This is a genomic window from Methylomonas subterranea (genome assembly GCF_024505185.1).
GTDB classification, from domain to species: Bacteria; Pseudomonadota; Gammaproteobacteria; order Methylococcales; family Methylomonadaceae; genus Methylomonas; species Methylomonas subterranea.
In genome coordinates, this window is sequence record NZ_JANIBJ010000017.1 from 54,113 (window position 1) to 68,484 (window position 14,372).

The 14,372-nt window shown below is 55.5% G+C and carries 14 protein-coding genes; 6 read left to right on the plus strand and 8 right to left on the minus strand.

What is annotated here, in order from left to right; translation table 11 throughout:
• The first annotated feature begins 9 nt into the window (after positions 1 to 9).
• From purB to mtaB, 3 genes are all read left to right on the plus strand, one after another.
• Entirely contained in the window at positions 10 to 1,368 is a 1,359-nt protein-coding gene (gene purB / locus NP590_RS10640) for an adenylosuccinate lyase (protein WP_256602358.1), read from the plus strand.
• 16 nt (positions 1,369 to 1,384) lie between these two features.
• The gene (locus tag NP590_RS10645) at positions 1,385 to 2,614 is read left to right on the plus strand and encodes a spore maturation protein (RefSeq protein WP_256602359.1); all 1,230 of its coding nucleotides are present in this window, start codon (positions 1,385 to 1,387) and stop codon (positions 2,612 to 2,614) included.
• 73 nt (positions 2,615 to 2,687) lie between these two features.
• Positions 2,688 to 3,974 carry a tRNA (N(6)-L-threonylcarbamoyladenosine(37)-C(2))-methylthiotransferase MtaB gene (gene mtaB / locus NP590_RS10650; protein WP_256602360.1) on the plus strand — a complete coding sequence of 429 codons (1,287 nt, stop codon included), beginning with the start codon at positions 2,688 to 2,690 and terminating at the stop codon, positions 3,972 to 3,974.
• Positions 3,975 to 4,000: 26 nt separating this feature from the next.
• On the opposite strand, the gene NP590_RS10655 is transcribed toward mtaB, so the two are convergent.
• Entirely contained in the window at positions 4,001 to 4,771 is a 771-nt protein-coding gene (locus NP590_RS10655; protein ID WP_256602361.1) for an MlaA family lipoprotein, read from the minus strand.
• Between the two features lie 149 nt (positions 4,772 to 4,920).
• Positions 4,921 to 5,706, minus strand: a complete 786-nt coding sequence (locus NP590_RS10660; protein WP_256602362.1) for an MlaA family lipoprotein — start codon at positions 5,704 to 5,706, stop codon at positions 4,921 to 4,923.
• Positions 5,707 to 5,798: 92 nt separating this feature from the next.
• On the opposite strand from NP590_RS10660, the gene rnt reads away from it, so the two are divergent.
• Positions 5,799 to 6,425 carry a ribonuclease T gene (gene rnt, locus NP590_RS10665; protein ID WP_256602363.1) on the plus strand — a complete coding sequence of 209 codons (627 nt, stop codon included), beginning with the start codon at positions 5,799 to 5,801 and terminating at the stop codon, positions 6,423 to 6,425.
• Between the two features lie 35 nt (positions 6,426 to 6,460).
• Here rnt and grxD read toward each other — a convergent pair whose 3' ends face one another.
• The 4 genes from grxD to leuS form a co-directional block, all read right to left on the minus strand.
• Complete coding sequence (gene grxD / locus NP590_RS10670) at positions 6,461 to 6,769, minus strand: Grx4 family monothiol glutaredoxin (RefSeq protein ID WP_256602364.1); 309 nt, start codon at positions 6,767 to 6,769, stop codon at positions 6,461 to 6,463.
• A gap of 72 nt (positions 6,770 to 6,841) precedes the next feature.
• The gene (holA, locus tag NP590_RS10675) at positions 6,842 to 7,861 is read right to left on the minus strand and encodes a DNA polymerase III subunit delta (RefSeq protein WP_256602365.1); all 1,020 of its coding nucleotides are present in this window, start codon (positions 7,859 to 7,861) and stop codon (positions 6,842 to 6,844) included.
• Between the two features lie 8 nt (positions 7,862 to 7,869).
• On the minus strand, positions 7,870 to 8,370 hold the full coding sequence (locus NP590_RS10680) for an LPS-assembly lipoprotein LptE (protein ID WP_256602366.1): 501 nt from the start codon (positions 8,368 to 8,370) through the stop codon (positions 7,870 to 7,872).
• 25 nt (positions 8,371 to 8,395) lie between these two features.
• The gene (gene leuS, locus NP590_RS10685; RefSeq protein WP_256602367.1) at positions 8,396 to 10,984 is read right to left on the minus strand and encodes a leucine--tRNA ligase; all 2,589 of its coding nucleotides are present in this window, start codon (positions 10,982 to 10,984) and stop codon (positions 8,396 to 8,398) included.
• A gap of 91 nt (positions 10,985 to 11,075) precedes the next feature.
• Between leuS and NP590_RS10690 the strand changes: the two genes are divergently transcribed.
• Together NP590_RS10690 and NP590_RS10695 are read left to right on the plus strand one after the other, a co-directional pair.
• The gene (locus NP590_RS10690; RefSeq protein ID WP_256602368.1) at positions 11,076 to 11,564 is read left to right on the plus strand and encodes a zinc ribbon-containing protein; all 489 of its coding nucleotides are present in this window, start codon (positions 11,076 to 11,078) and stop codon (positions 11,562 to 11,564) included.
• A 58-nt stretch (positions 11,565 to 11,622) separates the two neighbouring features.
• Entirely contained in the window at positions 11,623 to 12,396 is a 774-nt protein-coding gene (locus NP590_RS10695; RefSeq protein WP_256602369.1) for a ParA family protein, read from the plus strand.
• Between the two features lie 78 nt (positions 12,397 to 12,474).
• Here NP590_RS10695 and NP590_RS10700 read toward each other — a convergent pair whose 3' ends face one another.
• Both NP590_RS10700 and NP590_RS10705 read right to left on the minus strand, forming a co-directional pair.
• Entirely contained in the window at positions 12,475 to 13,662 is a 1,188-nt protein-coding gene (locus tag NP590_RS10700) for a flagella assembly protein FlgT middle domain-containing protein (protein WP_256602370.1), read from the minus strand.
• Positions 13,640 to 14,320, minus strand: a complete 681-nt coding sequence (locus tag NP590_RS10705; protein WP_256602371.1) for a hypothetical protein — start codon at positions 14,318 to 14,320, stop codon at positions 13,640 to 13,642. The genes NP590_RS10700 and NP590_RS10705 overlap by 23 nt, the downstream gene beginning before the upstream one ends.
• Positions 14,321 to 14,372 lie beyond the last annotated feature (52 nt).

Sequence of the window (14,372 nt, forward strand, 5' to 3'; positions counted from 1 at the left end):
GCAATTACCATGACCCTCACCGCCATCTCCCCCATCGACGGCCGCTACGCCAATAAAGTCGACGCCCTGCGCCCCATCTTCAGTGAATACGGGCTAATCCGTTATCGTGTCGAAGTGGAAGTGCGCTGGCTGCAAGCTTTGGCCGCCGAAGCCAAGATCGCCGAAGTACCCGCCTTGTCCGCCGAAGCCACCAATGTGTTGAACAAAATCATCAGCGATTTTTCCGAAGCCGATGCCCAAGCCGTCAAAGACATCGAGAAGACCACCAACCACGACGTCAAGGCGGTCGAGTATTTTCTGAAAGCCAAAATCAAGGGCAACGCCGAACTGCACGCCGTCAACGAATTCATTCACTTCGCCTGTACCTCGGAAGACATCAACAACCTGTCTTACGCCCTGATGCTGAAAGAAGGCCGCGACCTGATGCTGGCCGAGATCGACGCCACCATCAACGCCATCAAACAATTGGCCTTGGATAGCGCCGAGCAACCGATGCTGTCGCGTACCCACGGCCAATCGGCGACGCCGACCACGGTCGGCAAGGAATTCGCCAACGTCGTCGCCCGCATGCAGCGCCAACGCGAACAACTCGCCAAGGTCGAACTGCTGGGTAAAATCAACGGCGCGGTCGGCAATTACAACGCCCATAGCGTTGCTTATCCGGATGTCGATTGGGCGCAGTTTGCGCAAAACTTCGTCGAGTCTCTGGGCCTCACTTTCAACCCCTACACGATACAGATCGAACCGCACGATTACATGGCCGAGTTTTTCCATGCCCTGTCGCGCTTCAACACGATCTTGCTGGATTTCGACCGCGACGTCTGGGGCTATATCTCGCTGGGTTATTTCAAGCAAAAAACCGTGGCCGGTGAAGTCGGCTCCTCGACCATGCCGCACAAGGTCAATCCGATCGATTTCGAAAACTCGGAAGGCAATCTAGGCCTGGCCAATGCCATTTTCGGTTTTCTGGCCGACAAACTGCCGGTATCGCGTTGGCAGCGCGACTTGACCGATTCGACCGTGTTGCGCAACATCGGCGTCGGCATTGCTCACACCAGCATCGCGATTCAATCGACCTTGAAAGGCATCTCCAAACTGGAAATCAACCCAGCCTTGCTGGACCAGGATTTGGATCAAAACTGGGAAGTGTTGGCCGAGCCTATCCAAACCGTGATGCGCCGCTACGGCATCGAAAAGCCTTACGAAAAATTGAAGGAATTGACCCGCGGCCAGCGCGTTACCGGCGACGTAATGCGCGCTTTCGTCGAAAAGTTGGAGATTCCTGCGGCAGCCAAAGCCGAATTGCTGAAACTGACCCCGCATAGCTATACCGGTTACGCGGCGGATTTAGCCAAGAAAATCGGTTAAACACCAGGACAGGTTGTTGCTGAACTTCATCTGGATATTCTTCTTCCTGAGCGCCTTCGCCACCGCCGCCTTCAAGCTGCTGGTGTTGGACGACACCCAGGTGTTTTCCGAGTTGATGACGGCGATGTTCAGCCAGGCTAAGACCGCGTTCGAAATTTCGCTGGGGCTGAGCGGCGTGCTGGCCTTGTGGTTAGGTCTCATGAAAATCGGCGAGCATAGCGGTTTCATCGACTTGTTGACCAAGGCGCTGAATCCGCTGTTCAACCGGCTGATGCCGGAGATACCGAAAAATCATCCGGCGCTCGGCGCGCTGACGATGAACATCGCCGCCAACATGCTGGGGCTGGACAATGCGGCGACGCCGATGGGCATCAAGGCCATGCAGGAAATGCAGACCCTGAATCCGCATCCGGAACGCGCCAGCAATGCGCAGATTTTGTTTCTGGTATTGAACACCTCGTCGGTGACCTTGTTTCCGGTGACGATCTTCGCCTACCGGGCGCAACTGGGCGCGGCCAATCCAACCGACGTGTTCATCCCGATATTGATCGCCACGTACATATCGACGCTGACCGGTTTGCTGGCAGTCGCCGCAGTGCAGAAGATCAATCTGCTGGACAAGGTGGTATTGGTTTATCTGGGTGGCATCAGCGCCTTGATCGCCGGCATTCTGATATATTTTTCCGGCCTGGATCGGGCGGAGATGTTGCAACAATCGGCCTTGCTTAGCCACGTGATTTTGTTCAGTTTGGTAACAGCTTTCATCGCCGCCGCCGCTTACAAACGCCTGAACGCTTACGAACTATTTGTAGACGGCGCCAAGCAAGGTTTTCAGACGGCGATTGGCATCATCCCTTATCTGGTGGCGATGCTGGTGGCCTTCGGGGTGTTTCGGGCCAGCGGCGCATTGGAGTTGGTGACCGATGGCGTCAGGCTATTGGTCAATGTGGCCGGCATCGACAACCGCTTCATCGACGGCTTGCCCACCGCATTGATGAAACCCTTCAGCGGCAGCGGCGCGCGGGCGATGATGATAGATACCATGCAGACTCACGGTGCCGATTCTTTCGCAGGCCGGCTAGCATCGGTAGTGCAAGGCAGCACCGAGACCACGTTTTATGTGTTGGCGGTGTATTTCGGCGCGGTCAACATCAAGCAGATACGCCATGCCGCTGCCTGCGGCATCGTCGCCGATCTGAGCGGGATTATTTCCGCGATTTTGGTGACTTATTGGTTTTTCGGTTAATTTTTCAAGTGGACGGTGCATTACGCTACGCTAATGCACCCTACACGTTATCGATTCAACGTTTCACGACAACATGCAGATACATTTAAAAACCCTCGGCTGCCGGCTCAACGAAGCGGAACTGGAAACCTGGGCCCAAGCCTTTCAAGCCAGAGGCCACGGCATTACGCGCGATATTCAGGACGCTCAACTCGTCGTCTTGAACTCCTGCGCGGTAACCCAGGACGCAGTTAAAAAATCCAAGCAGCTAATACGCCGCATCCACCGCGACAACCCGCAAGCCAATCTGGTGGTCAGCGGTTGTTACGCGACGCTGAATGAAGCAGAAGCCGCGCAATTGATGGGCGTGGATTTGATAGTCGGCAACCAAGATAAAAACCAGCTGGTGGAAAAAGTCCTAGAAGAATTGAATTTGGACAGCATGCCGGCCATGTCCACCGAACCCGGCGAAATCTCACTGTTCAGCCGCGGCAGACAGCGCGCCTTCGTCAAGGTTCAGGACGGCTGCCGCTACCGCTGCACTTTTTGCATCGTCACGGTCGCCCGCGGCGAGGAAAGCAGCCGGCCCATTCAAGCGGTCGTAGACGAAATCAACGCCTTGCATGCCCAAGGCATTCAAGAAGCCATCATCACCGGCGTACATCTGGGCGGTTATGGCAGCGACATTAACAGTAATCTGGTCGAACTGGTGTCGGAAATCTTAAATAAAACCGAGATTCCACGCCTACGCATGGGTTCATTGGAGCCGTGGGAGCTGCCGGAAGGCTTCTTCGAATTGTTCAAAAACCCACGCCTGATGCCGCACTTGCATCTACCCTTGCAAAGCGGCAGCGACAGCGTATTGCGGCGCATGGCGCGGCGTTGCAAGACGGCCGAATTCGCCGAGCTGGTGTCGAAAGCCAGAGCCGCGATTCCGCATTTCAATATCACCACGGACATCATCGTCGGCTTTCCCGGCGAAACCGAGGAAGAGTGGCGGGAAAGCGTCGAATACATCCAAAACCTCGGATTCGGCCATATCCATATCTTCAGTTATTCGCCGCGCGAAGGCACCAAGGCGGCGGGACTGCCGGATCAAGTCAGTCGGGAAATCAAGAAGCAGCGCAGCCAGCAACTACACGCCCTGGCGGAAACCATGAGACAGGATTTCGTTGCGGACAATTTGGGTTGTTTGGCGGAGGTGTTATGGGAGGGCCAAACCGAAGGCCTGGATAATGGCATGACGCGTTATTTCGGCTATACGCCGAATTATCTGCGGGTGGCCTGCAATGTGCCCGACGGGATCAACCTGGAAAACCGGATACTGCCAGCCCGGCTGCACACGGCCCAGAGCCAGTTCATCGCTGCCCAATTGGATTGACCCGCCAACCGTCGCCGGAAGCCGCTTCAATACGGCTGCACCGGTGGCGCGCCTTCGTGATCGAACAGATTCAACACGTCGTCCTCGGGTACATTGCCGTCGTTGACCAAATAATTGCGTTGCGAAAAATAGGCTCCGCGAAAAAAGGCATAACGATCCAGCGCCGCTTCGCTGGCAATGCGTTCGGTTTCCAGGTTGTCCGCCCGCAAATCCGCCGCATTCAACGCACCCAAGCCGCCCGATACGGCGGTCGATACCGCCGAAGAAGCGAAATAAATGCCGGTATAGCTGATGGGATTCATGGCCACATCGCCCGCCAGACCCAGCACGCCGCGCGGCGAACTGGGTCCGAGCAGGGGCAGCACCAGATAAGGCCCGGTCGGCACGCCCCATACGCCCAGGGTTTGATCGAAGTCCTCTTGGTGCTTGGGCAAGCCTACGTTGCCGGCCAAATCGATAAAGCCGGCCAGACCCAAGGTAGTGTTTAACAAGAAGCGGGTACCGTCGAATGCGCTTTGGGCGAATTTACCTTGCAAGGCGTCATTGAGGGTGACGCGAATATCGCCGATATTACTGAAAAAATTCGAAATGCCGCGATCGACCACGTCGGGAGTTATCCAGCGATATCCCTTGGCCACCGGCTTCATCACGCGATCGTCCACACCGTCGTTGAAGGATTGCATGCCACGGTTCCAGCCTTCCCACGGATCTCCCGGATCCGTGGCTCGGACAGACGCGCAGCCGTCCAGCATCAGCAAGGTTCCAAGGATGGTTAACAGCGTGATTTTGATGTGCATCTGCCTTATCTCCCATATCCCGAATATCTGTATAACTTACTCGCTCCGGCGGCTTTTGATTCGCCATCCCATAAAAACTCTCGCGCCCAATAAAAAGACCGCGCGCCAAGGGCATTGCGGTTTTTTATGTTGACAATGCGCGGCGGAGCTTAATACGGATTGGTATTTAGCGGCCCGAAACCCTCGTCCTTCAGCTCTTCAAATTTCAGCACATCGTCCTCGGGCACGTTGCCGTCCTTGACCAAATAGTTGCGGTTGGACAAATAAGCATCGCGGAAAAACTGATATCGGTCGACCGCCGCTTCGTCCGCCACTTTGCCCAGCCCCAACAGATCGGAACGGGCATCGATGACTTTTAAAGCGCCGGCGCCCACCGACACCGCCGCGCCTATCCATTCCGGATTAAGATAAAAACCGGCGTATGTGATGGGATTCATGGCGGCGTCGCCCACCAAACCGACCACGCCCCGCGGCGAACTCGGCCCGAAAAACGGCAAGACGATGTAAGGACCGGTGGGCACGCCCCACACACCCAGGGTTTGATCGAAATCTTCGTTATGTTTGGGTAAATCGATCATGCTGGCGACATCGATTAAACCGCCGACACCGGCCGTGGTATTGACCAGGAAACGGGCCGTGTCCATGCCGGATTGCATGAGTTTGGCTTGCAACAAGTCATTGGTGAAAACGCCGATGTCATCCAGATTACTAAAAAAGTTGGTCACGGCTTGATCGGCAAAATTCGGCATGACCCAGTTATAACCCTTGGCAACGGGCTGCATGACATAACTGTCCACGTCGTCGTTAAACGACTGCACACCCCTGTTCCAGCTCTCCCAGGGGTCCCGTGGATCGGGGTTTTTCACGGTCGCGCACCCGCTCGATAAAGCCAGCGCCCCGACAGCCACCAAAACACTTGTTATTTTGCCTCGCATAAGTTTTACCTCATCACCTGATTTATTGTTTATAGCCGTCCGAAACTGACGTAACATATCATACAACCGACTTACCCAGCCATAACAGACCCATGCAGATCAGCCACACCCCGCTCGGCAACCGCTTTAGAGGTTATTTACCCGTTGTCGTCGATATCGAAACCGCCGGTTTCAACGCCAAAAAAAATCCGCTGCTGGAAATCGCCGCCGTCATCGTCGAACAGGACTCGGAAGGTTGGCTGGGCATCACCGAAAAACACCATTGCAACATCGTCCCGTTCAAAAACTCCGAACTGGATGAGGCCGCCTTGAAATTCACCGGCATCGATCCTTATCATCCGTTTCGCATGGCCGTGGACGAAAAGGAAGCCCTCAATCAATTGTTCGCGCCGATCAGAGCGGCGGTAAAGCGTAACGAATGCAAACGAGCCATATTGGTGGGCCACAATCCGGCATTCGATATCAATTTTCTGAATGCCGCCATTGACCGAACCCAAATAAAACGCAGCCCGTTTCATCCCTTCAGCAGTTTCGATACCGCCACGCTGGGTGGCTTGGTATTCGGCCAAACGGTGCTAGCCAAAATTGCCGAGGCGGCGGGACTGGAGTGGGACAACCAGCGCGCTCATTCCGCGCTTTACGACGCCGAACAGACTGCGGAGTTGTTCTGCATTATCTATAACCGCTGGAAAAAACTGCTGGCTTTCGAAGCCGCCTAAGCAGTTGCCATCGCAACCGCTTAGGCGGACAATTTCTAAGCGGCGCCGACCATGCCTTGCAATTCGCCTTTATTGAACAAGTCCATCACGATATCGCAACCGCCCACCAATTGCCCGTTCACATACAGTTGAGGATAGGTCGGCCAGTGGGAGTATTCTTTTAAGGCATCGCGCAACTCGGGATCTTCAAAAATATTGATCGCCCGATAATCGGCGTTGCAGGCTTGTAACACCTGCACCACACGGCCGGAAAAGCCACATTGCGGAAAGTCGGGAGTGCCCTTCATGTACAAGACCACCGGATAACTGGCCAGTTGTTCTTCAATTCTTTCGATTACGCTCATGGGAATTACTCAATCCAAAATTAATAACCCAGCGATTTTATCAAGAATAAGCGCCGAGTTAAATAAATCCGCTCACGGTCTCGGGGTCGAGGACCGGCAAAATTCGCTACAGATATGAAATAGAGTCTCCCATGCGTCTCCTCCCGCCTGCCCCTTGGCCTGCGCATCCGCCTTGGCGCAGTGAAGCAGCAAAGACTCTATGTCGCCGACAGCGAGCCGGCCCAGAGCCTCCTGCAGCAATGGCCGGCGCATGTCCCTGATTTGATGCCGCTTGAAAACGGCATCCCGATGGCCGCCTTGCGCCAAATCCGCTTGAAGATTAAACAAAACCCTGGCCTCGCGGCTAAGCGCCCAAAGCACCACCGGCGCCGCGACACCTTCGGCCTTAAGCCCGTTCAGAATTTTAACGGCCCTGTTCCGCTTGCCGGCCAGCAAGGCATCGGTCAACTTGAATACATCGAAACGCGAACTGTCGGCAACGGCGGCATCAATCGCCGCTTTGTTTATCGACGCCTGCCCGTACAGAATGAACAGCTTTTCGATTTCCTGCGCCGCCGCCAACAAATTGCCTTCGATACGTCCAGCCAGACTTTTGAGCGCATCCGGTTCAAGGCGCATGCCTTTGCGCTCGGCCCGTCTTCGCAACCAAGCCAGCAATTCGGGTCCTTGCAAGGGCCAAACCTGCACCACCGCCCCAAGATGCTCGATAGCCTGAAACCATTGGGATTTTTGGCCGGCGGCGTCGATTTTGCCGGCGGTAATCAGCAAAAGCGTGTCGGCCGGCAAGCGTTGGCAGTAGGCCGTCAAGGCCTTACTGCCTTCCTGGCCCGGCTTTGCCGACGGCAGACGCAAATCGATCAGTTTTTTATCGGCGAAAATCGACAACGAGTCGGCTTCTTCGGCCAATTGCGGCCATTCATTACCCTGCTCGATGGCGATGACTTCCCGCACCGTATATTCAGCCCGTCTGGCTGCGGCCCGAACGGCGTCGGCGGCCTCGCCGACTTGCAAGGGCTCGTCGCCGGTGATCAGATAAACCGGCCGCAAGGATTGACGTAGCGCTTCTTCCAGTTGATCCGGCTTGACTCGCATGCCCGAGTTCAGGGCTTTTGATTTTCTATCGCAGCCTGTGCCCTAGCCATCATCATGCGCACGGCTTGCCTATAGATTTCGCTTTGTATCATGTTTTCTTCGTTTTCCTTGGCCAGAATCGCCGTCTGGTCGTTGAAAAACTCGCGGCTGATCTCTATGGTCTGCTCTTCCTGCAGGGGGTTTTCCTTACTGTCGTAAAACTGGAATCTCAGATAATAATTGAGTTCCACTTCGCTGGATTTACCGGTCGAACCCACCGACAACACGCGGCGGCGGAAATCTTCCTTTAATACCTTGACCACTACGCCGGCATCATTTGGCGAGATTGCCAGTTTTCCGTCCGAAGCCTTCAAAACCGCCTTGGTTTCAGCGTGCAGCGCTCCGGAAGCTCCGAACAAATACAGGCTTTTCAGGGCGGCCGGCAAGGCAATCGTACCGCGCAAATGATAACCGCAGGCGGTCAACATACCCAGGACAACGATCAAAACGATTTTCCGGATTTTTTTCATCAGCTTGGTTCTTTTGATTAACGGATCAGACAACGATGTTTACCAGCTTTTGCGGCACTACGATCAGTTTTTTCACGGGTTTACCGTCTAGATAACGCTGCACGTTCTCGTCGGCCAGGGCCAGGGCTTCGATTTGCTCTTTACCGGCCCCCGCCGCTACCGCCAATTTGCCTCTCAACTTGCCGTTTACCTGCACCACCATCTCAATGGCATCCTGGGCCAACGCCGCTTCATCAAGCGTTGGCCAAGCCGCCAGTACGATATCGCCGCCGTGACCCAACTCGTTCCATAATTGTTGCGCCGCATGCGGAATAATGGGTGCCAGCATCAGCACGATGGCTTCCAGCACCTCCTGCCGTAGCGCGCGGCCGTTGTTGCTGTCGTCCTCGAATTTGTTCAAGGCGTTGACCAGTTCCATATTGGCGGCAATCGCGGTATTGAAGGTATGCCGGCGGGCCATGTCGTCGGTGACTTTCTGCAAGGCTTGGTGCAACTGGCGGCGCAACGCTTTCTGCCCGTCACTCAAGGCGGATTTGTCCGGAGCCGCTTGCGGCAGGCCGGCTTGCACATGCAGATAAACTTGCCGCCATAGACGCTTCAGAAACCTGAACGCGCCTTCAACGCCGTCATCGTTCCATTCCAGGGATTGATCGGGCGGCGAAGTAAACATGGTGTACAAACGCACGGTATCGGCGCCGTATTTGTCGATCAGCACTTGCGGGTCGACGCCGTTATTTTTGGATTTGGACATTTTCTCGATGGCGCCCACAGTGACAGGCGAACCGTCTTCCAGCAGCTTGGCGCCGACGATCTTGCCCTTGGCGTCGCGCTCGACTTCGATCTGGGTCAGATTGTAATAACGCTTATGACCGTGCTCGTCGATTTGGTAAAACGTCTCCGCCACCACCATGCCCTGGGTCAACAGGTTCTTAAACGGCTCGTCGCAGACGATCAAACCCTCGTCGCGCAACAATTTGGTATAAAAGCGCGCATACAGCAAATGCAGAATGGCGTGTTCGATGCCGCCGATGTAATGGTCGACCGGCAGCCAAAAATTGGCGCGTTGGTCCAGCATCGCGCCATGGCAATCGTTGCTGGCGTAGCGGGCAAAATACCAGGACGACTCCATGAAGGTATCGAAGGTATCGGTTTCGCGGCGGGCCGGCTTGCCGCATTTCGGGCAAGCGGTGTGCGGGAAGGTCGGATGCGCGGCCAATGGCGATTGCGAACCATCCAGCACCACGTCGCGCGGCAACGTCACCGGCAATTGGTCGTCGGGGACGGGCACCGTACCGCAGTCGTCGCAGTAAATCACCGGCACCGGCGCGCCCCAGTAACGTTGGCGCGATACGCCCCAGTCGCGCAATCTGAAATTGGTTTTACGTTCACCCCTACCCAATGCGGCCAACTTGGCGGCGATGGCGTCGAAGGCTTGTCTGAAATCCAAACCGTCGAATTCGGCGGAATTTTTCAATACACCCTTATCGGTAAAGGCTTTATCGGCCACGCTGTCGTCGGCACCGTCGGCGGATGCGATGACAGTCTTGATGGCGATACCATATTTGTGGGCGAATTCGAAATCGCGCTGGTCGTGAGCCGGCACCGACATTACCGCGCCGGTGCCGTAGCTCATCAAGACGAAGTTGGCGATCCAGACCGGCACTTGTTCGCCGGTCAAGGGATGAATCGCGTTGTAACCGGAGGCGATACCGCGCTTTTCCATGGTTTCCATGGCCGCTTCCGAGGTTTCCATCTGCTTGCAGGATTCCAGAAACGCGGCAATATCGGCATTGGTTTCGGCGGCTTTTTTGGCAACCGGGTGTTCGGCGGCGACCGCAACATAAGTCACGCCCATCACCGTATCGGGCCGAGTGGTGTAAATGCGAATCGGCGATTCGAAACCGTCGACGGCAAAGTCCATCTCCACGCCTTCGGATCGACCTATCCAGTTGGCCTGCATGGTCCTGACCTGTTCAGGCCAGCCGGGCAGTTTCTGCAAATCGTCCAGCAGTTCCTGGGCATAGGCGGTAATTTTCAAAAACCATTGCGAGATCTCCTTTTTCTCGACCTGGGTATCGCAGCGCCAGCAGCAGCCGTCTATAACCTGCTCGTTGGCCAATACGGTTTGATCGTGCGGACACCAGTTGACCGGCGCGGTTTTCTTATAAACCAGGCCTTTTTCCAGCAAACGCAGGAAGAACCATTGCTCCCAGCGATAATACTCAGGGTCGCAAGTGGCCAACTCGCGACTCCAGTCGTAACCGAAACCCAGCCGTTTCAACTGGTCGCGCATGTAATCAATATTCGAATAGGTCCAGTCGGCCGGATGCACCTTGTTCTGCATGGCGGCATTTTCGGCTGGCAGACCGAAAGCGTCCCAGCCCATGGGTTGCAGCACGTGCTTACCCCGCATGCGTTGAAAACGGCTGATTACGTCGCCTATGGTGTAATTGCGCACATGACCCATGTGCAATTTGCCGCTGGGATAGGGAAACATCGACAAACAATAGTATTTTTCCTTGCCGGTATCCTCCTTGGCGGTGAATACGCCGGATTTCTCCCAATCAGCCTGCACCTTTTGCTCAATCGGCAACGGTTTGTAATGCTCTTCCATCCTATTCGTCTTTTCGTGTAAAAAGGCGCTAGAATACCTTACGGGCGCTTAAATCCAAAGCCTGAAATCATTAAAACAACCGGGAGAAGCCATGGGCGAAAACAAACTGATCAAAGCGTACGACGACCTGATGGGCCATCTTTACGAAGCCATGGACGACACCCTGCACAGTGTTGCCGAAGCGTTGGAAATCGCCAAGGAAAAAACCAGCGCCTTGGGCGGGCACACCCAGGAAGAAATCAACAAAATCGCCGATTATGTGATGCGCGATGTGGAACATGTCGCCACCGCGCCGTCGCAACAGCACGATAACAATTCGCTGTCCGAATGGCTGAAATTCGATATCGACCTGATCGAGAACTTCGCCCTGGACGCCTTCCTGGACATCGCCGACAAAACCAAGGTCAAGTTGGCGGCGCTGGAGATGGAAGCCAAGCAATACCACCCGTATAAAAGCGGCGAAATCGCCAGCCCCGGCACCTTTGTCTGCGACGCCTGCGGCAAGGAGATAGCCTTCAAATCCACCAGCATGATCCCAAAATGCCCGGCCTGCGGGGGCGATGCCTTCACACGTTGTTGATATTGCACGCTTTAACCTTATAATGCGGGCTTTTATTTTTTAAACTATCGAGGCGATTATGCGCAGGGTGATTTTCAATCAAAAAGGCGGTGTCGGTAAATCCACCATCACATGCAATCTGGCGGCGATCAGCGCCGTCGAAGGCAAAAAAACCCTGGTAATCGACCTGGATGTACAAGGCAACTCGACCCAATATTTACTGGGCGCCAAAATAAGTGATTCCGACAAAACCATCGCCCACTTTTTCAAAGACAGTTTGGGGTTGGAGTTGTTTGGCGGCGGCAAGGAAGGCCTGGACAGCGCCATCCACGAAACCCCATTTCCGAATCTGTTCGTGCTGCCCTCGCATCCCGATCTGGAAGGCTTGCAAAGCCGCTTGGAATCCCGCCATAAAATTTACAAACTGAAGGAAGCGCTGGAAAAACTGGAAGGCTTCGAGTGCATCTATATCGACACCCCGCCCATTCTGAATTTTTACAGCCTGTCCGCGTTGATCGCCGCCGAAAAATGCCTGATTCCGTTCGATTGCGACACTTTCGCCCGCGAAGCACTATACACGCTGATGCGCTCGATCGCCGAAGTCAAGGCCGACCACAACCCCAGACTGGAAGTCGAGGGCGTGGTGGTCAATCAATATCAGAAACAAGCCAATCTGCCCCGGCAGCTGGTGGACGATTTGATTGCGGAAGGCCTGCCGGTGTTGGAAACCAAAATATCCACCTCGGTCAAGGTCAGGGAATCGCATACCGACGCCAAGCCGCTGGTGCATTACGCGCCGTCGCACAAATTGACCGAGGAGTACCGGGCCCTGCATCTGGAAATCCACAAGTAAAACCGATAAAAAAGGCCGGCGGAGACCGGCCTTTTTTACGCTTCGAAACTTGGTCGGAACATCGCCGGCACGGACGAATCAGGGCAAATCCGCGCTGCGCACCCAATCGCCCGGCCGCACGCGATTATGCGCGCCTGACTCCAGGTTGCCGGCCGCCATCGACGGCCCCACGTCGGTGACCACCATCACACCGACCGGATCGGTAAAGCCCATGCCGGCCGAAGAGGCGAAGGTGTCCATGGCGTAGACCTTGAAACGGTCGCCGACCTTGATCTTGTCCTGCGCCCCGGCTGCAATGCGGATGCGATTATTCTCCACATGGCTGATCCGGGCCGCAAACGGGTAACAACCGAACAAATCTCTGATGTCCTCGCTGGCCATGGCGATGATTTGGGTGATTTTATGCCCGGCCGAGGTCGAGCCGAAGCGCTCGCTGCCGACCGTGTAACCGGACGGCAGCGACACGTCGCCGATGATGGAGTCGGTATAACGCTGCTGAAACAACAGCGCGCCGGTAAAGCCGTCGTAGACGTACACATCTATGCCGATACTGCGCCGAGCGATGAAATCGCGCATTACCGATTTCAGTTCCGCCAGTACGCCGGAACCGCGCACATATTCGGTGGATTCCAGCTTGAAATCCCGTATTACGCCGGCCAATACCAATTGCGCGTTCTGGCGTCTGGCCACGTCCAAAACCACCGAATTGGAAACAACGCCGTTAACCGTCACTTCCGGCGCCAAATCCGGCCTATCGTAAAGCGACGAGGAGGTCAGGTTGCGAGCGATGAAATCGCCGCTTTCCATCAGACGGTTACCGATTTCCCTTGGGATGCCGCCGAACAAATCCTGACTCTCGCTGCCGCTGATATGATCGGCGTTCATGAGCGGAAATCCCGTGGCGACGATTTTTTTTCGGTAGGACGCCTGACGGCAAGCCTGGTGTTGCGCCAACACCGCCAGCGCCTGCACATGATAGGTATCGCCGTCACGCCATTCATCCACCACTTTGATATCGCTGGCCAGCAATGACTCCGAGCCGGAACGCTTTAATTGCAGCGAGGCATTGGCAATCGCATCGCCAATCGCCGCTTGCCGGGCTTGATCGATACCCCCGTCGGTAATGACGGCGCTACCCCGCACGGTAGCCTGCCGACCACCGATGGCTTCCGCCTCCGATCTAACGTTGTTCGAGCCGCCGCAGGCGGCCATCAGCATCAATAACAGCCCCGCCAGTCCCAGCTTAAAGCGCATTGATGAACCCATCGATCAACAGCTTGTTGAACAAGGTACGGGCAGCTGTATTGGCCATCCATTCCAGATCGTACAGACCGACATTCAGCAATAGGCTATCGACGGGATTGCGGTCCTTGGAAAAACCGCTCACCGCGAACTGATCGCTGCAGTCTATAGTGGCGCAGGCCAGATTGGCGCTGGTGGTATAGGCGGTTTTGTAACCCAGGCGGCTATAGGCCAACTTGTCGTCTTCCTGGATGCATTGCCTGGCTTGCTCCGGATTGCCGCTCATGCATTGATAGAAACGCGGCGTCAAATTGAGTTTCAGAGTGGTTTTCAAACTGTCCTGCACGGTCTGGTAATCGGTGGACTGGGCCGAGCGCAGATAAATATCCATATAGACGCGGTAGGCTTCGTGACTGATCACCTGAGAACCGACGGTTTTATTTTCGCCCAGCGGCTCGTAATACAATTGATCGGCCAAGCCGCGGTAGGCATTCAATTTGGCTACCTGCCGCGCGGACAGCCAGCGGTGGTTCACGTTCAACTTGCCGCTGTCATCGAAGCGGCTGTAGCCGTCGGCAACCAGGGCTTTAGGGCTTGCGACTGGTTCGCGGCCGCCCGGAGTTGAACAGCCCGCCAGATTTGCCGCCAGCAGCGCGGCAAGGATAATTGGATAGCGTTTCATGGAGAGCCCCCCTTGGAATCTAGCTTCGCCCGCTCCGCGTGGGAGTGGCGCG